The following is a 24,772-nucleotide window of genomic DNA, read 5'->3' as shown; positions in this document are numbered from 1 at the left end:
AAAATTTAACGTATTACGGTCACATCTCCCTTGATGATGAAGGCCGGGCCGAAGGTAGCTTTCTTGTAAGTGAGCCACCATACGAAGGTGCCAACATCCACAGGGCGTCCTTTATAGGTACCATCCCATCCCTGGTACTGGTCTTTGCTGATGAAGACCATTTCACCCCAGCGGTTAAAGATGCGCAGTTCGTAATCGTACATCGGTCCTCTCACTACGGGGCGGAACACATCGTTCTTACCGTCGCCGTTGGGCGAGAAGGCGTTGGGTACTTCCGGTTTGCTGTCGCATTCCTTCACATCAATGGTGATCTCGTCTGTAGTACTTCCGCAATCGTTGAAGGCGGTTACGGTGTAAGTACCAGGCTGTGTCACTTCAATGCCTGCGGTAGTTGCGCCGGTGCTCCAGAGGTAGCGGCTGGCGTTTACAGCATTGGATTTCAGAATGTGACGGCGGCCTTTACAGAGGATGGTATCGTTACCCAGGTTCACAGTCGGCGGACCGGAAATGGTTACCTTGATACTGTCTGTCTTATACCTGTCGCAGAACCTGTCGAGTACGCCGAGTACGTATGTGCCTGGTTGGGTGATGGTTTTAACCGGGTTCAGGTCTCCATCGTTCCAGCGGTATACGTTCACATCTGCATGGCGTGCATCAATCAGGATGCTGCTGCCGGGGCACATGAAGCGGTCGGGGCCCAGTTCCAGTTTAATGTCGGGGCGCTCGGTCACTCTAACAGCTTCCTTCACCACGCAATTATCTCTGTACACTGCTACCTGGTAGTTACCGGCCCTGCTCACTACAATGGAGTTGCCGGTTTCGCCGGTAGCCCACTGGATGCGGCCTGCGTTAGTATTTACAGTCAGCATAACGGTTTGGCCGGGGCAGATGGAGGTGTCTCTGCTGAGGGTCACATCCGGCGGCGGGTTCACCGTTACATTTACGGTATCGATCGTGATACATCCCAGTTTGGTTACACGTACCCAGAAACGTTCCTGTGTGCTTACCGTGATCACCGGCGAGGTAGCACCTGTGCTCCAGAGGTAAGTGGCATTGCCTTCCACAGTTGCATCCAGTTTCACGCTCTGGCCACGGCAGATGGTGGTATCCTTCAGATCGATGAGCGGCATCGGGATAACGCCTACTTCAATCGAATCTGCAGCTTCACACATACCGTTCGATACGGTCACTTTATAAGTACCTGCACGGGTGATGCGGATACGCTGGGTGGTTTCGCCGGTAGACCATCTGATCTGGTATCCGAAGTTAGCCGGACCCGCATCCAGAACCATACCGTTGCCACCGCAGAGGCTGGTATCGCTGCCGAGGTTTACAACCGGCATCTGGAGGTAGTTGATGGTGTAGGTCACAGTATCGGATACACAACCCGTTACACCGTCGCGCACTGTGAAGGAGGCTGTAGTGGCACCATTCACGTTGAAGCGCGGGTTAGAAGAGCTCATCGGCGTGCTTACCGCGTTGGCAGGTGTTACGCCTACCAGGGTGTATACCGGCCTTTGAACGTCGCCCTTCGTTTTCAGGGTGATGAACGGATTTGTAGAGCAGTTGGTGAACACTTCCGCTTCCAGTTCAGGCTGCGGGCAGGGCTGTACAATGATCCGCTGGATCACGTCGTCGGCCTGGTTACCACATCCATCCGCTACGCGCCATCTTCTGATGATGGTATAACCGTTGCACAGGTCAGGCGTGTAAGGATCAATGGTATACTGTACCTGTTTCGGGAAGTCTGCAGAGCAGTTATCCGTAGCCGTCAGTGAAATCTGTCCGGTCGGTATCGGCTGTCCGCAGGTAAGGGTGATATCTGCAGGCGGTGCGGCGATTACCGGTTTCACGGTATCGATCACCGTTACTACCTGGCGCATCTCAGCAGCGTTGCCACATGCGTCGATAGCGGTCCAGATATTGATCACACGGTAGTTGCATGCACCCGGTACGGTTTCACGGATAGATCTGTAACGGATCGTTACACCACCGTGAGGCGTACAGTTGTCGGTTGCAGAGATGCTTACCGGTGCAGGCAGGTTGTCGCACATTACCGTTGTATCTGCAGGAGCAGCCATAGAGAATGTCGGCTTGGTAGTATCCATCACCGTGATCACCTGCGTGGCGGTGGCGGTGTTACCGCATTCGTCGGTAGCCGTCCATGTGCGTGTTAAGCGGTAGTTGTATGCGCAGATGCCTGACATCGGTTGTTTCACGAATTTGTAAGTCACAACCACATTATTACCGGAGCAATTATCGGTGGCGGTCATTACAGGCGCTGCAGGCAGTTCGCTGCACGACAGGGTGATGTTGGTCGGCGGCAGTGTCGTGAATACAGGCGCAGTGGTGTCCTGTACTGTTAACGTCTGCGTTACCGTGGTGGCATTACCACATTCGTCGGTAGCGGTCCAGGTGCGGATGAGGCGGTAGTTGTTTACGCATGCACCCGGTATGTCTTCGCGGCGTTCGTATTTCACAATGGTGATACCAGCGGCAGGTGAGCAGTTGTCAGTAGCGGTCAGGTCCGGTTGTACGGGGATGGCGCTACATTCTACTGTTGCATTGGCCGGTACCGGCAGGTTGAATACTGGTTTAGTATTGTCGGTGATAGTCAGTACCTGAGTTACCGTTTTGCTGTTACCGCATTCGTCGGTAGCGGTCCAGGTACGGATGAGGCGGTAGTTGTTCGCGCATGCACCGGCGATGTCTTCACGGCGTTCTGCTTTCACAACAGTCACATTATTACCGGAGCAGTTGTCGCGGGCAATCAGATCAGGCTGTGCCGGGATGGCGCTGCACTCTGCTGTTGCGTCTGCCGGAGTGGTAGTAGTGAATACCGGTGCGGTGGTGTCGGTTACCGTCAGTACCTGCTGCACGCTGCTGCTGTTGCCGCACTCGTCGGTGGCAGTCCAGGTACGTATGAGGCGGTAATTGTTCACACAGGCGCCAGGTATGTCTTCACGACGTTCGCTCTTCACAACGGTGATGTTATTGCTGGCAGAGCAGTTATCAGTCACCTGGATGTTCGGCTGAACCGGGATGGCGCTGCACTCTACAGTGGCGTCAGCAGGAGTGGAGCCTACGAAGGTGGGCCTTGTAGTATCCTGTACGGTCAGTGTCTGCGTTACGGTGCGGATGTTACCGCATTCGTCTGTAGCGGTCCAGGTACGGATGAGGCGGTAATTGTTCGCGCATGCTCCGGCGATGTCTTCACGGCGTTCGCTCTTCACAACCCTGATCGCATTGGTAGCGGTACAGTTATCGGTTACGTTGAGGTCAGGCTGCGTCGGGATGGCATCACAATTAACTGTGGCATCCATCGGGATAGGCATGGTGAAGTTAGGCCTTGTCGTATCCTGGACGGTCACAACCTGCGTGAGTACGGCGCTGTTGCCACATTCGTCGGTAGCAGTCCAGGTGCGGATGAGGCGGTAGTTGTTTACACATGCTCCGGCGATGTTCTCGCGGCGTTCGTTCTTCACGATCGTTACGCGGTTCTGTGCGGAACAGTTGTCGTTGGCATTGATATCAGGCTGTGTGGGCACTGCGTTACAGTTAACCGTGGTATCTACCGGCACAGGCAGTACGAATACTGGTCTGGTAGTGTCCTGAACCGTTACCACCTGGCGTACGGTACGTGCGTTGCCGCATGCGTCGGTTGCCGTCCAGGTGCGGATGAGGCGGTAATTGTTAGCGCAGGCTCCTGCAATGTTCTCACGTGTTTCGTTCTTCACAACCGTTACCTCGCTGGCTGCGGAGCAGTTATCAGCTGCGGTAAGGTCGGGCTGAACAGGGATGGCATCACAGTTCACTGTGGTATCGGCCGGTACTGGCATGGTGAACGTGGGGCGGGTAGTGTCTCTCACGGTAATCACCTGGATCACTTTGGAGATATTGCCGCATCCGTCGTTAGCCGTCCAGGTACGGAGCAACTTATAGTTGCTGGCGCATGCACCGGGGATATCGATATGCTCTTCTTCAAATACTACATTAATGCTGCCTGCGCAATTGTCGGTAGCGTTGATCACGGGGCGTGCCGGGATGGCGTCGCAATTCACCGTTGTGTCTGCCGGGATCGGTGAGGTGAACACCGGTTTCGTACGGTCAGCCACGATGATGGTCTGCGTAAGGGTAGTGGCGTTGCCGCACACATCCGTTGCCGTCCAGGTACGGATCAGGCGGTAGGTATTGGCGCAGGTGCTGTCGATACGCTGCTGGGCTTTCGTGAAGGTCACGTTACCTGCGCAGTTATCAGTAGCGGCCAGATCAGGCTGTGCAGGCACCTTGTCGCATTCTACCGTTACGTTGGCAGGAGCAGGGGTGGTGAACACAGGAGCCGTAGTATCCTGAACCGTGATAGTCTGAGACACGGTATTGAAGTTACCGCATTCGTCGGTGGCGGTCCAGGTACGGATGAGCTGGTAGTTGTTGATGCATGCACCCGGAATGTCGCGGCGGGTTTCGTTGTATCGAACCGTTACGTTGTTGCCGGTGCTGCAATTATCAGTAGCCGTCATGTTCGGAGCGGCGGGCACCATATCGCAGTTCACAGTTGTGTCTGCTGGTGTTGCGCTGGTAAACACAGGGGCTTTGGTATCTACTACAGTGATCGTCTGTGTTACAGTTACCGCGTTTCTGCATTCATCGATGGCGGTCCAGGTGCGGATCAACAGGTAGTTGTTCGCGCAGGCGCCGGGGATGGCATTGCGGTTCTCGTTCTTCAGAATAGTCACTTTACCCACAGGGCTGCAATTATCGATGGCGGTAAGATCTGGCTGTGCAGGGATCTCATCGCAGTTCACCGTGGTATCTGCAGGTGTTGGCATGGTGAATACCGGCGCGGTTCTGTCTTCCACGGTCAGTGTCTGAACAAAGGTGTCGGTATTACCGCAAAGGTCTGTAGCGGTCCAGGTACGGCGGAGGCGGTAGCTGTTGGCGCAGGCTCCCGGGGTACGGAGGGTATCCGTCCGCAGGGTAACCGTTACCCCGTTAACAGGGCTGCAGTTATCCGTGGCATTCACAACCGGTACCGCAGGGATAGCATCGCAGCTTACGGTAGCGTCGGCAGGACGGCCGTTCGGGAACGTGAACACTGGTTTAGTGGTATCCTGTACAGTAACTAACTGCACGTGGGTGCTGAAGTTACCGCAGAGGTCAGTAGCGGTCCAGGTACGGCGCAGCTGGTAATTGCTGATGCAGGCGCCTGCTGCACGGAGGGTATCCGTTCTCAGGGCCACGGTCACCATGTTACCCGGTGTACAGTTGTCTGTAGCCGTTGGCATGATAGCGGCCGGTACGGCATCGCAATTAACCGTGGTATTGGCAGGACAGGCACCTGGCCATACCATGGCAGGCTTGGTGGTATCCTGTACCATCACGATCTGAACGTGGCTGCTGGCGTTACCACAGAGGTCGGTAGCGGTCCAGGTACGGCGCAGTTCATAATTGTTTACACAGTTGCCGGCGGCGCGTACTGTATCCTGTGTATATGCCACGGTTACGAGGTTACCAGGTGTACAGTTGTCTGTTGCCGTAGCAGTTACTGCCGCAGGGATAGCGTCGCAGTTAACGGTTACGTTGGCAGGACGGGTGCCGGGGAATACCAGCACAGGTTTGGTAGTATCCTGTACAGTAACCAGCTGCACGTGGGTGCTGAAGTTACCGCAGAGGTCGGTGGCGGTCCAGGTACGGCGCAGCTGGTAGTTGCTGATGCAGTTACCTGCTGTGCGGAGCGTATCGGTAGTGAGCCTTACCGTTACCAGGTTGCCGGGCGTACAGTTGTCTGTAGCGGTGGCAGTGGCGGCGGCAGGGATCGCATCGCAGTTTACAGTGATGCTGGCAGGACGGGCACCGGTGAACACCAGGACAGGGTTAGTAGTATCCTGAACGGTAAGGATCTGGATATGACTGTCGAAGTTTCCACAAAGGTCGGTGGCGGTCCAGGTACGGCGCAGCTGGTAGTTGCTGATGCAGTTGCCTGCTGTGCGGAGTGTATCCTGAACGTACACGATGCGAACGGCGTTACCCGGTGTGCAATTATCCGTAGCAGTAGCGGTTACCGCTGCAGGGATAGCGTCGCAGTTAACGGTTGCGTTGGCAGGGCGCGTGCCGGGGAATGCGAGGGCAGGCTTGGTAGTATCCTGAACGGTGAGGATCTGGATATGCCTGTCGATGTTACCGCAGAGGTCGGTAGCGGTCCAGGTACGGCGCAGTTGGTAGTTGCTGATGCAGTTACCGGCTGTGCGGAGCGTATCCTGAACGTACACGATGCGTACGGCGTTACCCGGCGTGCAATTATCCGTTGCAGTAGCAGTTACCGCTGCAGGGATGGCGTCGCAGTTCACAGTAGCATTCGCAGGGCGTGCACCGGGGAATACGAGCGCAGGGTTGGTGGTATCCTGAACGGTCACCAGTTGCGTATGCGTTGCTGCGTTACCGCACAGGTCGGTGGCAGTCCACACACGGCGGAGCTGGTAGTTGTTCTGGCATGCACCGGCTGCACGGATCGTATCCTGTACATAAGCGATGCGGATGTAGTTAACCGGCGTACAGTTATCAGTTGCACCTGCCGTAACTGCTGCAGGGATAGCGTCGCAATCTGCGGTTACGTTTACAGGAGCCGCACCGGTCCAGGTCAGCGTGGGACGGGTTACGTCCTGAACGGTCACGATCTGGGTGTGGGTGGCTGCATTACCGCAAAGGTCAGTGGCAGTCCATACACGGCGGAGCTGGTAGTTATTCTGGCAGGCACCCGCTGCACGGATGGTATCCTGAACATAAGTGATGCTGATGTAGTTAACCGGTGTACAGTTATCGGTTGCACCTGCAGTAGCTGCTGCAGGAATTGCGGAGCATTCTACTGTTACGTTTGCAGGAGCAGCACCGGTCCAGGTAAGTGTAGGACGGGTATTGTCCTGAACAGTTACGATCTGGGTGTGGGTGGCTGCATTACCGCAAAGGTCAGTGGCAGTCCATACACGGCGGAGCTGGTAATTGTTCTGACAAGCGCCGGCTGCACGGATGGTATCCTGTACATAAGTGATGCGGATGTAGTTAACCGGTGTACAGTTATCGGTTGCAGAAGCTGTTACTGCTGCAGGGATGGCGTCGCACTGAACAGTTACGTTGGCAGGAGCAGCACCGGTCCAGGTGAGGGTAGGACGGGTTACGTCCTGAACAGTCACGATCTGGGTGTGGGTGGCTACGTTACCGCAAAGGTCAGTAGCGGTCCATACACGGCGGAGCTGATAGTTGTTCTGGCATGCACCGGCTGCACGGATCGTATCCTGTACATAAGCCATGCGGATGTAGTTAGCAGGCGTACAGTTATCAGTTGCACCTGCAGTAGCAGCCGCAGGAATAGCGGAGCATTCAACAGTTACGTTAGCAGGAGCAGTACCGGTCCAGGTGAGGGTAGGACGGGTATTGTCCTGAACAGTCACGATCTGGGTGTGGGTAGAAGCGTTACCGCACAGGTCGGTAGCAGTCCACACACGGCGGAGCTGGTAGTTATTCTGACAGGCACCGGCTGCACGGATCGTATCCTGTACATAAGTGATGCGGATGTAGTTAACTGGTGTACAGTTATCGGTTGCAGAAGCAATCGCTGCTGCAGGGATAGCGGAACATTCTACGGTTACGTTAGCAGGAGCAGCACCGGTCCAGTTGAGAGTAGGACGGGTAACGTCCTGTACAGTTACGATCTGGGTATGCGAAGATGCATTACCACAGAGGTCAGTAGCCGTCCACACACGACGGAGCTGGTAGTTGTTCTGACATGCACCCGCTGCACGGATGGTATCCTGTACATAGGTGATGCGGATAGTTGCGGCAGGCGAACAGTTGTCGGTTGCCCTTGCAGTAGCCGCAGCAGGAATAGCGGAACATTCTACTGTAACGTTAGCAGGAGCCGCACCGGTCCAGGTAAGAGTGGGGCGGGTAGTATCCTGTACTGTTACACGCTGAACGTGAGTAGCTGCGTTGCCGCAGAGGTCACGGGCGGTCCAGGTACGTACCAGCTGGTAATTGCTGATACATGCACCGGCTGCACGGATAGTGTCGGTACGCAGTGTAATGGTTAAATAATTAAGAGGCGTACAGTTATCCGTAGCAGAAGCATTTACAGGCGCGGGAACTGCGTCGCAATTCACCGTGATGTCTGCAGGAGCCGCACCAGTCCAGTTAAACGTGGGACGTTGTGTGTCCTGAACGGTAACGATCTGGGTATGGGTGGCTGCATTACCGCACAGGTCGGTAGCAGTCCATACACGGCGGAGCTGGTAGTTATTCTGGCATGCACCTGCTGCACGGATAGTATCCTGTACATACGTGATGCGGATGTAGTTAACCGGCGTACAGTTATCAGTTGCACCTGCAGTAGCTGCCGCAGGGATTGCAGAGCATTCTACCGTTACGTTGGCAGGAGCAGCACCGGTCCAGGTGAGTGTCGGACGGGTATTATCCTGTACGGTCACGATCTGGGTATGAGTGGCTGCATTACCGCACAGGTCGGTAGCCGTCCACACACGGCGGAGCTGGTAGTTATTCTGGCATGCACCTGCTGCACGGATGGTATCCTGTACATACGTGATGCGGATGTAGTTAACCGGCGTACAATTGTCAGTTGCAGCAGCAGTTACTGCTGCAGGGATGGCATCGCACTGCACGGTTACGTTAGCAGGAGCAGCACCGGTCCAGGTCAGTGTGGGACGGGTTACGTCTCTCACGGTCACGATCTGGGTGTGGGTAGAAGCATTACCGCACAGGTCGGTAGCGGTCCACACACGGCGGAGCTGGTAGTTGTTCTGACAAGCACCGGCTGCACGGATGGTATCCTGTACGTAAGTGATGCGGATGTAGTTAACCGGCGTACAGTTATCAGTTGCAGAAGCTGTAGCCGCTGCAGGAATAGCAGAGCATTCTACTGTAACGTTGGCTGGAGCAGCACCGGTCCAGGTCAGTGTGGGACGGGTTACGTCTCTCACGGTTACGATCTGGGTATGGGTAGAAGCATTACCGCACAGGTCGGTAGCGGTCCACACACGGCGAAGCTGGTAGTTGTTCTGACATGCGCCTGCTGCACGGATGGTATCCTGTACATAAGTGATGCGGATGTAGTTAACCGGCGTACAGTTATCAGTTGCACCTGCCGTAGCAGCTGCAGGGATAGCGGAACATTCTACGGTTACGTTGGCAGGAGCCGAACCGGTCCAGGTGAGAGTAGGACGGGTATTATCCGTCACCGTCACGATCTGGGTGTGGGTAGAAGCATTACCGCAAAGGTCGGTAGCAGTCCACACACGGCGGAGCTGGTAGTTATTCTGGCATGCACCCGCTGCACGGATGGTATCCTGTACATAAGTGATACGGATGTAGTTACCAGGTGTACAGTTATCGGTAGCAGAAGCGGTTGCAGCTGCAGGGATTGCAGAACATTCTGCAGTCACGTTTGCAGGAGCAGCACCAGTCCAGGTAAGGGTAGGACGGGTATTGTCTGATACTGTTACGATCTGTGTATGAGTAGCTGCATTACCGCACAGGTCAGTAGCAGTCCACACACGACGGAGCTGGTAGTTGTTCTGACATGCACCCGCTGCACGGATGGTATCCTGTACATAGGTGATGCGGATAGTTGCGGCAGGCGAACAGTTGTCGGTTGCCCTTGCAGTAGCCGCAGCAGGAATAGCGGAACATTCAACTGCTACGTTGGCAGGAGCCGCACCGGTCCAAACAAGGGTGGGACGGGTAGTGTCCTGAACAGTTACACGCTGTACGTGCGTGGCAGTGTTACCGCACAGGTCACGGGCGGTCCAGGTACGTACCAGCTGGTAGTTGCTGATACATGCACCGGCTGCACGTACAGTATCGGTACGCAGTGTGATGGCCACATAATTGGCAGGCGTACAGTTGTCAGTTGCAGAAGCCGTTACAGGAGCAGGTACTGCATCACAATTAACGGTTACATCTGCAGGCAGACCGCTCGGGAAGGTAAGTATCGGATTTGTATTATCAGACACGGTTACGATCTGGGTGTGGGTGGCTGCATTACCGCAAAGGTCGGTAGCAGTCCATACACGACGGAGCTGGTAGTTGTTCTGGCAGGCACCTGCTGCACGGATGGTATCCTGAACGTAAGTGATACGGATGTAGTTAACCGGCGTACAGTTATCAGTTGCACCTGCAGTAACGGCAGCAGGGATAGCGTTACATTCTACTGCAACGTTTGCAGGAGCTGCACCGGTCCAGGTGAGCGTCGGACGAGTATTGTCCTGAACCGTCACGATCTGAGTATGTGTAGAAGCGTTACCGCACAGGTCGGTAGCGGTCCATACACGGCGGAGCTGGTAGTTATTCTGACATGCACCTGCTGCACGGATGGTATCCTGTACATAAGTGATGCGGATGTAGTTAACCGGCGTACAGTTGTCGGTTGCAGAAGCAGTAACAGCTGCAGGGATGGCATCGCACTGAACAGTTACATTAGCAGGAGCAGCACCGGTCCAGGTAAGCGTGGGACGAGTTACGTCCTGAACAGTTACGATCTGGGTGTGGGTGGCTGCATTACCGCAAAGGTCAGTGGCTGTCCATACACGGCGGAGCTGGTAGTTATTCTGGCAGGCACCTGCTGCACGGATCGTATCCTGTACATAAGTGATGCGGATGTAATTAACCGGCGTACAGTTATCGGTTGCACCTGCAGTAGCAGCCGCAGGAATAGCGGAGCATTCTACTGTTACGTTGGCAGGTGCAGCGCCGGTCCAGGTCAGTGTGGGACGGGTTACGTCCTGTACTGTTACGATCTGGGTGTGGGTAGCAGCGTTACCGCAGAGGTCGGTAGCAGTCCACACACGGCGGAGCTGGTAGTTGTTCTGGCATGCACCCGCTGCGCGGATGGTATCCTGTACATAATCGATATCTATGTAGGCAACAGGCGTACAGTTATCGGTAGCCGATGCTGTAGCAGCTGCAGGGATCGCGGAACATTCTACGGTTACATTGGCAGGAGCAGCACCGGTCCAGGTGAGAGTAGGACGGGTATTGTCCGTCACGGTAACGATCTGGGTATGAGTGGCTGCATTACCGCAAAGGTCGGTAGCAGTCCACACACGGCGGAGCTGGTAGTTATTCTGACATGCACCCGCTGCACGGATGGTATCCTGTACATAAGCAATGCGGATATAGTTACCCGGTGTACAGTTATCGGTAGCAGTAGCGGTTGCTGCTGCAGGAATAGCGGAGCACTGAACGGCTACGTTCGCAGGAGCAGTACCGGTCCAGGTAAGAGTAGGAATAGTGTTATCCGATACCGTTACGATCTGGGTATGAGTAGCTGCATTACCGCAAAGGTCGGTGGCAGTCCATACTCGGCGGAGCTGGTAGTCATTCTGACAAGCACCTGCTGCGCGGATCGTATCCTGTACATAAGTGATGCGGATACTTCCAACAGGCGAACAGTTATCGGTAGCACCGGCGGTAGCGGCAGCAGGAATGGCAGAGCATTCTACAGCCACGTTTGCAGGGGCCGCACCAGTCCAGGTAAGCGTGGGCAGGGTATTATCCTGAACGGTTACGCGTTGTACATGCGTGGCAGTGTTACCGCAAAGGTCACGGGCGGTCCAGGTACGTACCAGCTGGTAGTTGCTGATACATGCACCGGCTGCACGTACGGTATCGGTACGCAGTGTGATGGTCACATAGTTAGCAGGCGTACAGTTGTCAGTTGCAGAAGCCGTTACAGGAGCAGGTACTGCATCGCAATTAACGGTTACATCTGCAGGCAGACCGCTCGGGAAAGTAAGTATCGGATCTGTATTATCAGACACGGTTACGATCTGTGTATGAGTAGCAGCATTACCGCACAGGTCGGTAGCTGTCCACACACGGCGGAGCTGGTAGTTGTTCTGGCATGCACCCGCTGCACGGATGGTATCCTGTACGTAAGTGATACGGATGTAGTTACCAGGCGTACAGTTATCAGTTGCAGTGGCTGTAGCAGCTGCAGGGATAGCGTTACACTCTACAGCTACACTTGCAGGAGCAGCACCGGTCCAAACGAGGGTAGGACGGGTATTATCCGTCACCGTAATCATCTGGGTATGGGTAGCCGCATTACCGCAAAGGTCAGTGGCCGTCCACACACGGCGGAGCTGGTAGCTATTCTGGCATGCACCCGCTGCACGGATGGTATCCTGTACGTAAGTGATACGGATGTAGTTACCAGGCGTACAGTTATCAGTGGCGGTAGCTGTCACAGCTGCAGGGATAGCGTCGCACTCTACAGCGGCAGCACCGGGAGCAGTACCGGTCCACACCAGAGTAGGACGGGTATTATCCTGCACGGTTACGATCTGGGTATGGGTAGCCACGTTACCGCAGAGATCGGTAGCAGTCCACACACGGTGCAGTTCATATTCATTCTGGCAATTACCGGCAGCACGTACTGTATCCTGACGGTAATCGATGTCGATGTAGTTAGCAGGTGTACAGTTATCAGTTGCACCTGCTGTAGCTGCTGCAGGGATTGCAGAGCACTCAACAGTTACGTTTGCAGGAGCAGCACCGGTCCAGGTGAGGGTAGGACGGGTATTGTCCACAACGGTCACGATCTGGGTATGGGTAGCCACGTTACCACAGAGGTCGGTAGCAGTCCACACACGGCGGAGCTGGTAGCTGTTCTGGCAGGCTCCTGCTGCGCGGATGGTATCCTGTACATAATCGATATCGATGTAAGCAACAGGTGTACAGTTATCGGTAGCCGATGCAGTGGCAGCCGCAGGGATAGCAGAGCACTGAACGGTTACGTTGGCAGGAGCCGAACCGGTCCAGGTGAGAGTAGGACGGGTATTGTCCGTCACCGTCACGATCTGGGTATGCGTAGCTGCGTTACCGCACAGGTCAGTGGCAGTCCACACACGGCGGAGCTGATAGTTATTCTGACAGGCACCCGCTGCACGGATGGTATCCTGTACATAAGTGATACGGATGTAGTTACCAGGTGTACAGTTATCGGTAGCACCGGCAGTAGCAGCCGCAGGAATAGCGGAGCACTGAACGGCTACGTTCGCAGGAGCAGTACCGGTCCAGGTAAGAGTAGGAATAGTGTTATCCGATACCGTTACGATCTGGGTATGAGTAGCTGCATTACCGCAAAGGTCGGTGGCAGTCCATACTCGGCGGAGCTGGTAGTCATTCTGACAAGCACCTGCTGCGCGGATCGTATCCTGTACATAAGTGATGCGGATACTTCCAACAGGCGAACAGTTATCGGTAGCACCGGCGGTAGCGGCAGCAGGAATGGCAGAGCATTCTACAGCCACGTTTGCAGGGGCCGCACCAGTCCAGGTAAGCGTGGGCAGGGTATTATCCTGAACGGTTACGCGTTGTACATGCGTGGCAGTGTTACCGCAAAGGTCACGGGCGGTCCAGGTACGTACCAGCTGGTAGTTGCTGATACATGCACCGGCTGCACGTACGGTATCGGTACGCAGTGTGATGGTCACATAGTTAGCAGGCGTACAGTTGTCAGTTGCAGAAGCCGTTACAGGAGCAGGTACTGCATCGCAATTAACGGTTACATCTGCAGGCAGACCGCTCGGGAAAGTAAGTATCGGATCTGTATTATCAGACACGGTTACGATCTGTGTATGAGTAGCAGCATTACCGCACAGGTCGGTAGCTGTCCACACACGGCGGAGCTGGTAGTTGTTCTGGCATGCACCCGCTGCACGGATGGTATCCTGTACGTAAGTGATACGGATGTAGTTACCAGGCGTACAGTTATCAGTTGCAGTGGCTGTAGCAGCTGCAGGGATAGCGTTACACTCTACAGCTACACTTGCAGGAGCAGCACCGGTCCAAACGAGGGTAGGACGGGTATTATCCGTCACCGTAATCATCTGGGTATGGGTAGCCGCATTACCGCAAAGGTCAGTGGCCGTCCACACACGGCGGAGCTGGTAGCTATTCTGGCATGCACCCGCTGCACGGATGGTATCCTGTACGTAAGTGATACGGATGTAGTTACCAGGCGTACAGTTATCAGTGGCGGTAGCTGTCACAGCTGCAGGGATAGCGTCGCACTCTACAGCGGCAGCACCGGGAGCAGTACCGGTCCATACCAGGGTAGGACGGGTATTATCCTGCACAGTGACGATCTGCGTATGTGTTACAGCATTTCCACAAAGGTCAGTGGCAGTCCACACACGGCGGAGCTGGTAGTTATTCTGACATGCACCCGCTGCACGGATGGTATCCTGTACATAATCGATATCGATGTAAGCAACAGGCGTACAGTTATCAGTTGCACCTGCAGTAGCTGCTGCAGGGATAGCAGAGCATTCAACAGTTACGTTGGCAGGAGCAGCACCGGTCCAGGTGAGGGTAGGACGGGTATTGTCCACAACGGTCACGATCTGGGTGTGGGTGATTGCATTACCGCACAGGTCAGTGGCAGTCCACACACGGCGGAGCTGGTAGCTGTTCTGGCAGGCTCCTGCTGCGCGGATGGTATCCTGTACATAATCGATATCGATGTAAGCAACAGGCGTACAGTTATCGGTAGCCGATGCAGTAGCTGCTGCAGGGATGGCAGAGCACTGAACGGTTACGTTGGCAGGAGCAGCACCGGTCCAAACGAGGGTAGGACGGGTATTATCCGTCACCGTCACGATCTGGGTATGCGTAGCTGCATTACCGCACAGGTCGGTAGCAGTCCACACACGGCGGAGCTGGTAGTTATTCTGACAGGCACCCGCTGCACGGATAGTATCCTGTACATAAGTGATACGGATATAGTTACCCGGAGTACAGTTATCGGTAGCAGTAGCGGTTGCAGCTGCAGGGATTGCAGAACATTCTGCAGTCACGTTGGCAGGAGCAGCACCAGTCCAGGTAAGTGTCGGACGGGTATTATCCGATACCGTTACTATCTGGGTGTGAGTGGCTGCATTACCGCACAGGTCGGTGGCAGTCCACACACGGCGGAGCTGGTAATTATTCTGACAAGCACCTGCTGCACGGATGGTATCCTGTACATAAGTGATTCTTACGTAGTTACCAGGCGTACAGTTATCGGTAGCCGTTGCAGTAGCGGCAGCAGGAATGGCGGAGCATTCAACAGCCACGTTTGCAGGAGCAGTACCGGTCCAGGTAAGCGTAGGCAGGGTGTTATCCGATACCGTTACTATCTGGGTGTGGGTAGCAGCATTACCACAAAGGTCAGTGGCAGTCCACACACGGCGGAGTTGGTAGTTATTCTGACAAGCACCCGCTGCACGGATCGTATCCTGTACATAAGTAATGCGGATGTAGTTACCCGGTGTACAGTTATCGGTTGCTGTGGCAGTGGCTGCAGCAGGGATAGCATTACACTCTACAGCAACTGCGCCGGGAGCAGCACCGGTCCAGGTAAGGGTAGGACGGGTATTGTCCGAAATGGTCACTATCTGGGTGTGGGTGGCAGCATTACCGCAGAGGTCGGTAGCAGTCCACACACGGCGGAGCTGATAGCTGTTCTGGCAGGCTCCGTTTGCACGAAGTGTATCCTGAACATAAGTGATGTTAATATAGTTGCCGGGCGTACAGTTATCGGTAGCTGTTGCAGTAGCAGCAGCAGGAATAGCCGAGCATTCAACTGCTACATCTGCAGGCGCAGCACCGGTCCATGTGAGGGTAGGACGGGTATTGTCCTGAACAGTCACGATCTGGGTGTGGGTAGCTGCATTACCGCAAAGGTCAGTGGCAGTCCACACACGGCGGAGCTGGTAGTTGTTCTGGCATGCACCTGCTGCACGGATGGTATCCTGTACGTAAGTGATACGAATGTAGTTACCCGGCGTACAGTTATCAGTAGCAGTTGCAGTGGCAGCTGCTGGAATAGCAGAGCACTGAACGGTTACATTGGAAGGAGCCGCACCGGTCCAGGTAATCGTAGGAATGGTATTGTCCTGAACAGTAACGATCTGGGTGTGGGTGGCAGCATTACCGCAGAGGTCGGTAGCGGTCCACACACGGCGGAGCTGGTAATTATTCTGACAGGCGCCTGCTGCACGGATGGTATCCTGCACATAAGCGATGCGGATATAGTTACCAGGCGTACAGTTATCAGTAGCCGATGCAGTGGCAGCCGCAGGAATAGCGGAACACTGAACAGTTATGTTAGCAGGCGCAGCGCCGGTCCAGGTAATGGTAGGAATGGTATTATCCTGCACCGTTACGATCTGGGTATAGGTGGCTGCATTACCGCACAGGTCGGTGGCAGTCCACACACGGCGGAGCTGGTAGTTATTCTGACAGGCACCTGCTGCGCGGATGGTATCCTGTACATAAGTAATACGGATGTAGTTACCCGGTGTACAGTTATCAGTAGCAGTTGCAGTAGCAGCTGCAGGGATGGCGGAGCACTGAACGGTTACGTTCGCAGGAGCAGCACCGGTCCAGGTAATCGTAGGAATGGTATTGTCCGTTACCGTAACGATCTGGGTGTGGGTGGCAGCATTACCGCAAAGGTCGGTAGCGGTCCACACACGGCGGAGCTGATAGTTATTCTGGCAGGCACCCGCTGCGCGGATGGTATCCTGTACATAAGTAATACGAACGAAGTTGCCCGGCGTACAGTTATCAGTTGCACCTGCTGTAGCTGCCGCAGGAATTGCGGAGCACTGAACAGATACGTTCGCAGGGGCAGCACCGGTCCAGGTAAGGGTAGGAACGGTATTATCCTGAACAGTGATGATCTGTGTATGCGAAATGCTGTTACCACATACATCGGTAGCGGTCCACACACGGCGCAGCTGGTAGGTATTCTGACATGCACCCGGTACACCCGCACGGATGGTATCCTGTGCATAAGTTGGAGTGATGGTAGTACCTGCAGGCAGACAGTTATCTGTTGCCGTGGGGTTCACTGCAGCCGGGATAGCATCGCAGCTCACGGTTACGTTAGCAGGTGCACTACCAGCCCAAACCAATGAAGGGCGGGAAGTATCCACTACTGTAATCAGCTGGGTATGAACAGTGGAGTTATTACAATCATCCAGCGCCGTCCAGGTACGGATGAGGCGGTAGTTGTTCACGCAGGTACCGGTGAAGGTAGCGTCGCGAACGGTATTTACGGTAATGCGTACAGAAGCGTTTGCAGTACAGTTATCAGTTCCGGAAGCGGTTACTGCGGCAGGGATAGCCGAGCAGCTCACTGTTGTATCTACAGGAGCACGGCCGCCGGGGAAGCTCAGCAGCGGATCTGTAGTATCCACTACGGTGATGGTCTGTGAAGTGCTTACACTCAGTCCGCAACGGTCGGTCGCCGTCCATGTACGGGTAATAGTCATACCGCAGGCCTGGGTAACCGTGTTGTCTGTGAATGTAACTGTCAGCGCCAGTCCCAGCGGATGCTGGAAGGTAGGCGTGCCGAACAGGGTAGTGTAATTCTGTGTTTTGTTACATTCTACTGTAATGTTAGCAGGTGTGGTAACCACCGTAGGAGGGTTGGTATTCACGGTAATCTGTACAGACGAAGAGGTGTCCGAACAAGCACCGGAAACTACCACACGGCGGAACCATGTAGTTACACTAAGAGGGCCCGGCTGATAGTTCTCCGTATTGGTACCGGGAATAGTGGTATATCCAGCAGTTGCACTGGTTGTGCTGTACTGCCAGCGATATACAAAGGTGCCCGCACCGCTGGAAGGATGGCCAACGCCATACAGTTCTGCCGGTGTTTCACCTATACATATGGTCTGATCCTGACGGATGATATTCTGATTGATCTCGTTCAGGTTGCTGATGATCAGTGTATCCGATACCACTGCGCAAGGCCCGTTGGTGATGGTCCATACAACAGTTGCTGTAGTACCTACAAACACTCTTGCAGTGGAAGTAGGACTGTGTATATCAGAGAATACAACGGATGCAGGATTAGCCGTCCATGTACCAACTGCGCCAGGCACACTGGGTGCGGTTGCATTCAGCTGGAACATTTCATCGTTACATTTTTCCTGATCTGGTCCCGCATTCGGTTTGGCCGGTTGCTGGTACACCGTTACCGTAGTAGTCACACAGGTGGTGTTGCCACAGGCAGTAGTACCAATGGCACGTACTGAATAGGTAGTGGTAGCGGTGGGAGATACGGTTACAGAGGTAACATTCCGCGCAATTTCCACAGCAGTTCCGCTGGTGCAGTCGCCACGGTACCATACCCATTCGGAGTTGGAACCAAGCGTGCCGCTGGCAATGGAAAGGGTGGAAGATTGTCCAACGCAGATAGAAGCCGCAGTAACACCAATGGTAGGCGTTGTGGATGGCGTATTCAGCACCACGTCGAATTCTTTCGTATCCACGCAACTGTCGGTAGTTCCTACAGGCTTGATCACTGTCAGACGGAAGCGGTAAGTACCCGGTGCGGCAGCAGCAGGATAAGTAATGGTAATGTTACCACCTGTAGTTGAAGGCAGTACTCCATTATCTATGTTCACAAATCCAGGCATGGCCGGTGCAATCGCTTCAAGATCGTAATGCGTGGGCGCATTCGTTGCCGTGTAAGGCAGCGTGAACGTGAAAGGCGTCTGGCGGCATACGTCTACAGCGGAAGGGATGGTAACTACCGGTCCGTTATGGAACGTCAGCCTTACATCTGCCTGAGCGGTAGGACAAGGCGCGTTGCCATTGTACTTACGCACCGTCCATCTTACCGTAGCGGTAACGCCTGCAGCAGAATTCACGGTCACAACCGCATTCGGGTTGTTGGCCTGACCTGCAGGGATGGTAACTGAGCCTGAAATCACCGTCCATGTTCCGTAGGTAGACGTGTCCGTCAACGGAGCTGCAGTCAGTGTAAACTGACGGCTACATTGCGCGATTTCATTATCAGTTAAGGTAGCAACCGGTCTGGTATAAGTGATGAAGTCCCTTTCATGTGTGGCGACGCAGGGCGCACCGTTGGCGGTGAGCGTAATGCGGACACGCACGGGAACGTTCGGCGGCATGTTAATAAGGTCGCGCTCGTTCGGTAAACCGGCAGGCACGGTAAGACTGGCACCGTTAGCCGCGCCAACGATTTCCCAGAGTACCGTGTAAGGGTTCTTCGTAACCGGAGTACCGCCGGTGTTACGTAACCGGTATGTGGTGGTTACGGGATTGGTACAGGTAGCAGTTACGTTTTGTATAAGCGCATTGGGAAGCTTCACGGCAATGATACGTATAGTGTCGGTAGTCGTACACTGTCCGTTCTTCACTTCCACATATGGTTTCACGGAATCGCCGTCAATATTCGGCACCGTAACGTTGATGGTTTGAGTGGTGAGGAAGCTGGGTTTCCAGAGTTTGCCATAAGCAGCATTGGCTGCGCCGGCATCCAGCGTAACCTGTGTGCCTGCGCAGGCAAGTAAATCAGGGCCGAGATCCACTACGGGCGGTTCATCCACCGTGATGGTGATACTGTCTCTGCGTTTGCAGACACGCGGCTGGCCGGTATTAGGGTCCATACCGTGCCAGATGGTGCCTTCCACGATATATTGTGTAGTAACCTGCGGACGGATCAATACCTGGTTCTTCGGTTGTGGGCCACTGGGCCAGGGTTCTATATAATTACCCATGAAGGTGAACTCCTGGTAACCCGTGGTGCCGCTTCCGCTAAGAGGGATAGCCGTCATGATCATGGTTTCTCCACGGCAAAGGGAGTCGCGGGGAACGGTGATCTCCGGCAGGTCTGCCACATCAAGTCTTACAGGGGTGGATGGCGTGTAACATTGTCGCTGTCCCGCTGCCAGGTTACCCCGCTCAATGATCATCAGGCGGTATTCCCAATGTTCTCCTTCTTTGAGCAGCCCTTCCGGGATGGTCAGCATATTGGTGTTCAGCCCAAGATAACCGGAGCCGGCAGGGATAGTAGCCCAGGTACCGGTACCAGCCACGCGGTATTCCCAGTAATATTGAGGATCGGTGAAATAGTCTATAGGGTCGATGCTGGAAGTGAGGTTCAGGGTTGCACCGGGGCACACTTCCTGCTGGTCGTCAGCAGTTCCATCGATATATGCATAAATATAAGGGGCGCAGAATTTAAACTCGATATCATCCACCGCAATGTCGTTACCGCAACCGCCGGGGTTGTTGTTCTTGATCTCTACGGTAACATCGGTAACACCGGGGGGGAGGGTAACGGTACCACCGTACTGTTGCCAGCCGGTGAGGCGCTGGTTACCGGCATCATTACGCCGGAGGTCCATAGATACGTCTCCGGTATAGAACTGACCGATAACAGCACCGGTCAATTTGTTCTTCACAATAAAGGTTACACCTGCATATTGATACCGGGATCCATACCCGGCGCAGGTATTTGTGAGTACCTGATGTGAGTTCAGGTTGATGAACCAGGCGGAGAAGTTATACTTAGCACCAGGGCAAAGACCGTTTACCTCTCTTTTATAGAATGTTTTAGGATTATTTGAAGAGTTCGCGATCATCATACCACCCAAACCGTTGTTGGTATGGTCGTCTACGTTGTCCCATTCGGGACGGCCGCCGCGGATCGCATTGTAATAAATAGTATACCAGTCATCCGAAAGAGGCCATCCATTGGCGGTGCTGCCTGCATTATAAGGATTAGAGTTCCATTGGTACTCTACGGTAGCGCCTGTAACTGCCCGGCGGGGTTCTCCTGCGGTAAATGTGCCAAAATCTTCAATGAAGTTGGTAGTCGGCGTAAAAGAGCCGCGGCATACGGCCATGGAGCAGTCTGTCACATCAATTTCCACTTCCCGCTCCCTGACGTACCTGGGGCGGCCATTACGTACACCATCATATAAGGTAGCTTTCACGTAGTATTTACCCACCATGGTCATGTCCAGCATAATGGTCTGGCCTGCCATGAGGGTAGAAGAAGTGGGGTTAACCCATAAAATGGGAGCCGGCCTGCCCATCGAGGCTCTGTACGTTATGACGGGGCCGGTTGGAGGGGTGATTGTCCAGACCACGCTGTCGGGGGTCTGGTAATCAGTATCTCCGCCGTATTCCGGCTTGCCATCCCTGAAGAAAGCATGGATGGACGCGTACCTGCCAAGACAAACTTCCTGGGGGTGGTTTAACCATACGTCCCAGGCATCTTGTGCCTGGGCCATGGAGATGGCAGATAATAATGTAATAAGAAAGAGTAAAAGTCGCTTCATTGTCGCAAACAATTAGGTGAATGAAATGCCATTTCCCCGGCTAATGAGCAGGGGAGAGGAGTTTGTCAGAACCGGAAGGCCGGTTTGACAGGTTGATAATTTGTTTGAAACAATGAGCATCCGCATGTCCGGTACTCGTTTTCATAGGCGTACAGAATCGATTTCATAGGCTTTCGGATATAATCAGTCAATACCGATATTGACAAATTTTAACAAATCTGAATTTAAAATTAATCATAATATGGGGATATCCAAAAATATAAATTTACCGATGAGCGTTAATTTGCAGTTAAAGAGGGTTAATAGAGTATGGGTCAGTTGAAATTCAAATGTTTATTATCGTGGAAAAAATGTTAACTTTTTTTTATGCAAGTTGGCAATATTTATATTTTTTTGAGTGCTTTGTGCTTTTTGTAAAATAATTAACTACCTTTGCAGACCAAATTCGTAGTAAGATGCCTAAAGTAAAGACTCATAGCCGTGCGAAGAAGACGTTTACGGTGACCGGCAGCGGAGCGATCAAACGTCCGAAAGCATATAAAAGTCACCTGTTGACCAAAAAGTCAAACAAAAGGAAACGCTCTCTCAGAGGAAGTAGCCTGGTAGCAGATGCCAATCTGAACCTGGTAAAGCGTATGCTGGTACTTCGCTAACTCAATCAATTTTGTTAAACAAGTTTTAAAAAGCATAACATGCCTCGTTCCGTAAACGCAGTTGCGTCCAGAGCCAGAAGAAAAAAGATCTTGAAGCAAGCCAAAGGCTTCTATGGTAAACGTAAAAACGTATATACCGTAGCCAAGAACGTACTGGAGAAAGGGCTCACCTATAGCTATGTAGGTCGCAAACTGAAGAAAAGAGAATACCGTACCCTGTGGATTGCACGTATTAACGCAGCAGCCCGCGCTGAAGGTATGACCTACTCTCAACTGATCCACAGACTCACCGAAAAGAATGTTGGTCTCAACCGTAAAGTTCTGGCAGATCTCGCCATGAACGAACCCGAGACTTTCAAGACCCTCGTTGCTTCTGTAAAATAAGTCGATTCTAAATCGCTATAATTGAACCGGTTACATTGTGACCGGTTTTTTTATGCCCCTACTCAGTCATCTTCCTCCCATTCCATATCCCGGGCCGCGAAGATAACCCGGGCATCCCGGAATAACAATAAGAGGAAATTCTCCCCAACCGCAAATTTGCTAGTCAGGGGTGCCTTTATGCCTTCCTTATACCAATGGAGAAGATTAAAGAGATTGATTTCCGAGAATTTGGGAAACTCAGAAGACAGCTTAGGAACAAAGAATCGGGGCAACTCTTCCTTAAGCGCTAATTTCAAGCTTATAGCCTTTGCCACGGATAACAACAATGTTGATGTTGGGATCCGGCTCCAGCTTTTTTCTAAGTTTTGAAATGAATACATCCAGGCTGCGCCCTACAATAACACCTTCGTCTTCCCATATCTCTTTTTGCAACCGGCTCCTCTCTATGGCCTGATTAGGCGACAAAGCGAAAATGTGCAGTAAACGCGCTTCCGTACCCGTCAGTTCTATGGAGTTTTCATTTATTACCAGTTGCCGATCCCGGACATTAAACACAACCGATCCAAAAGTAAAAGTCCCGGTAGTTTGATGGTCGGGCTCCGCTTTTCGAGGTTTAACCGGTCTTAAAAAAAAGAAACCAACAAATGCTAAAAACGAAAGACCGCCCAGAAGATATCCCTTCTTTACGGTAATAAGGCTTTTCGGCTTAAACTTAATGTTGACCAGGTAACACCCCCTCGGCTGCACTCTTCCTCTACAAGCTACAATATCATCTCTTTTATTGTTGGATATAGCGTATCCATAAACTACACTGGAGTTACTACAGTTCAGCACATTAACCACATAATCACTTGACAGGGGGTCATTGGCTAACAAACGCCGGGTAGTATTCACCAGTGAGTCCGGTTGAAATGTAAGCTCTTTCTCAAAACTGATCTGGTATTCATTTTCGGCGATCTTCTTTACCGGGAGCACCCTTGATTTACTGTCGCCCGACTGTGTGAGCAGTTCGTCTCCTACCTTCCGGAGCAAAACTTCCCTCCTGGAGATATCAAAACTGTCACCATCAATCATATTGAAAGCCAGGCATATTACAGATACACAAAGGGTTAATATCATGCCCCACAGGTATTTGCGTTTTCCGTAAAACAGATTTCGGCTATGTAACATACCCTTTTACGATTTATTTACAAAGGTTACACTTTTATTTACAATCCATCTTCCTCAAGTTGAAACACATCAAAGTAATTTAGCCATATCAACGCTGCCAGGATATGAAAAACAAAAGATATGCCTTCAACGGATCTGATTTACCAGGAGATAGTTTTATGTTAATTAAACCAATAAAGATTATGAAAAAAGTAATTTATGCACTGATCCTACCGCTTGTTGTGATAAGCGGAATTGTATTCGCTAAGCGCGATATCAAAAATGATACTCCTAAAAAACCAATCACTAAGTCAAGCTGCACTGCTCAGTGGGGAGACGAACGGAAAGCATGGGAGGCTACCCCGGAGGGTATTAAGTTCAAAGAATGGGAAGCGTCTCCTGCTGGACAAAAAGTGCTGTCCGGCGCTAAAAAAATAAGGCCGCATATAAGCGATTCTACCAATATGGAGGCTGTTATAACTTCACTTTCCCTTCCACCAGGCTCCAGATTAGGTTTCGGCATGATGGTGAGGATTGATGGCGAAGATTACATTGTAACATTTCAGCCGGAAAAGTCACAACTTGAGCAATTACAAAGCCTGAAAGTAGACGATAAAATAATTATCAAAAGCCATGCTGTATCGTACGCGCCCAAGTATTCCTATCCAATAGTAGCGTGCGTGTATGCTGAAAAAGAGGGAAAAATGATTTACAAACGCATTTTTCCCAATGGCGGTTGCTAAGTAAATAGATAATAAAATACACACAGGTGTATGCTTTGATCCTGGTACTTATTTGTCCCTCCGGATGTATCCGGAGGGACAATATTCATCTCCCCCGGCATTTGTTCACATCATTACGAGTGTATCAGTCAAATAATGATACTATTTTAACTACATAGACCGATAACTTTTAGCTTCAAATTCGATACCAGGCAATCACTTTTACAAGCTGAGATACAGACGGCAAAAATGTTGTGAAATATTCTCAGAATGGCACAAATAAGGCGATTTAAAACCGCGTCAATTTAAACGAAAGAAGGCTCGAAGTAATGATCCGGAGCGGCTGGATAGTCCTTAAAATAGCAAATACCGGCATTCCTAACGCACTATCCAGACTATAAAATAAACCTGCAACAGGAAAGCAGCCACTCAGGTCAGGTACCCATTCAGATCTCCTGACCAAAAGAGGGGTAAAGGCCGTGTAAGGCAGTGTAGAGGCAGTCTACCCTTAGTGTAAAGGGCTTCTACAGGCAGTGCGAAGGCAGTCCGGAGGTAGTAAGAAGGCAGTCAAGAGGCAGGATGTCTTACACTGAAAAAACTTTACAGGGTTAGGGGGTTAAGTACGGGATTGGCTTGACAGCATTGTCGTTAAACACTGTTTTCGCTTTACAGTTACTTGGCTTGCGATCAAATTCGCTTTACA

5 protein-coding genes are annotated in these 24,772 nt (G+C 52.6%); 3 read left to right on the top strand and 2 right to left on the bottom strand.

What is annotated here, in order from left to right:
- Nucleotides 1-5: 5 nt before the first annotated feature.
- Nucleotides 6-21,161: a gliding motility-associated C-terminal domain-containing protein gene (locus DEV76_RS24055; protein ID WP_157963082.1), complete on the bottom strand. Its 21,156-nt coding sequence runs from the start codon at nucleotides 21,159-21,161 to the stop codon at nucleotides 6-8.
- 455 nt (nucleotides 21,162-21,616) lie between these two features.
- Between DEV76_RS24055 and rpmI the strand changes: the two genes are divergently transcribed.
- Both rpmI and rplT read left to right on the top strand, forming a co-directional pair.
- Nucleotides 21,617-21,814, top strand: a complete 198-nt coding sequence (rpmI, locus tag DEV76_RS24050) for a 50S ribosomal protein L35 (protein WP_109700507.1) — start codon at nucleotides 21,617-21,619, stop codon at nucleotides 21,812-21,814.
- A 39-nt stretch (nucleotides 21,815-21,853) separates the two neighbouring features.
- A complete protein-coding gene (gene rplT / locus DEV76_RS24045; RefSeq protein ID WP_109700506.1) occupies nucleotides 21,854-22,198 on the top strand; it encodes a 50S ribosomal protein L20 in 345 nt (114 codons plus the stop codon).
- Between the two features lie 279 nt (nucleotides 22,199-22,477).
- Here the strand turns inward: rplT and DEV76_RS24035 are convergent, their stop codons facing one another.
- The gene (locus tag DEV76_RS24035; RefSeq protein ID WP_109700504.1) at nucleotides 22,478-23,368 is read right to left on the bottom strand and encodes a winged helix-turn-helix domain-containing protein; all 891 of its coding nucleotides are present in this window, start codon (nucleotides 23,366-23,368) and stop codon (nucleotides 22,478-22,480) included.
- A gap of 104 nt (nucleotides 23,369-23,472) precedes the next feature.
- On the opposite strand from DEV76_RS24035, the gene DEV76_RS24030 reads away from it, so the two are divergent.
- Nucleotides 23,473-24,090 carry a hypothetical protein gene (locus DEV76_RS24030; protein ID WP_232827033.1) on the top strand — a complete coding sequence of 206 codons (618 nt, stop codon included), beginning with the start codon at nucleotides 23,473-23,475 and terminating at the stop codon, nucleotides 24,088-24,090.
- Nucleotides 24,091-24,772: the final 682 nt, after the last annotated feature.

Source organism: Chitinophaga deserti (assembly GCF_003149455.1).
GTDB lineage: Bacteria > Bacteroidota > Bacteroidia > Chitinophagales > Chitinophagaceae > Chitinophaga > Chitinophaga deserti.
The sequence above is the reverse complement of the archived record's forward strand: the minus strand, read 5'-3'. Positions and strand labels throughout refer to the sequence as shown.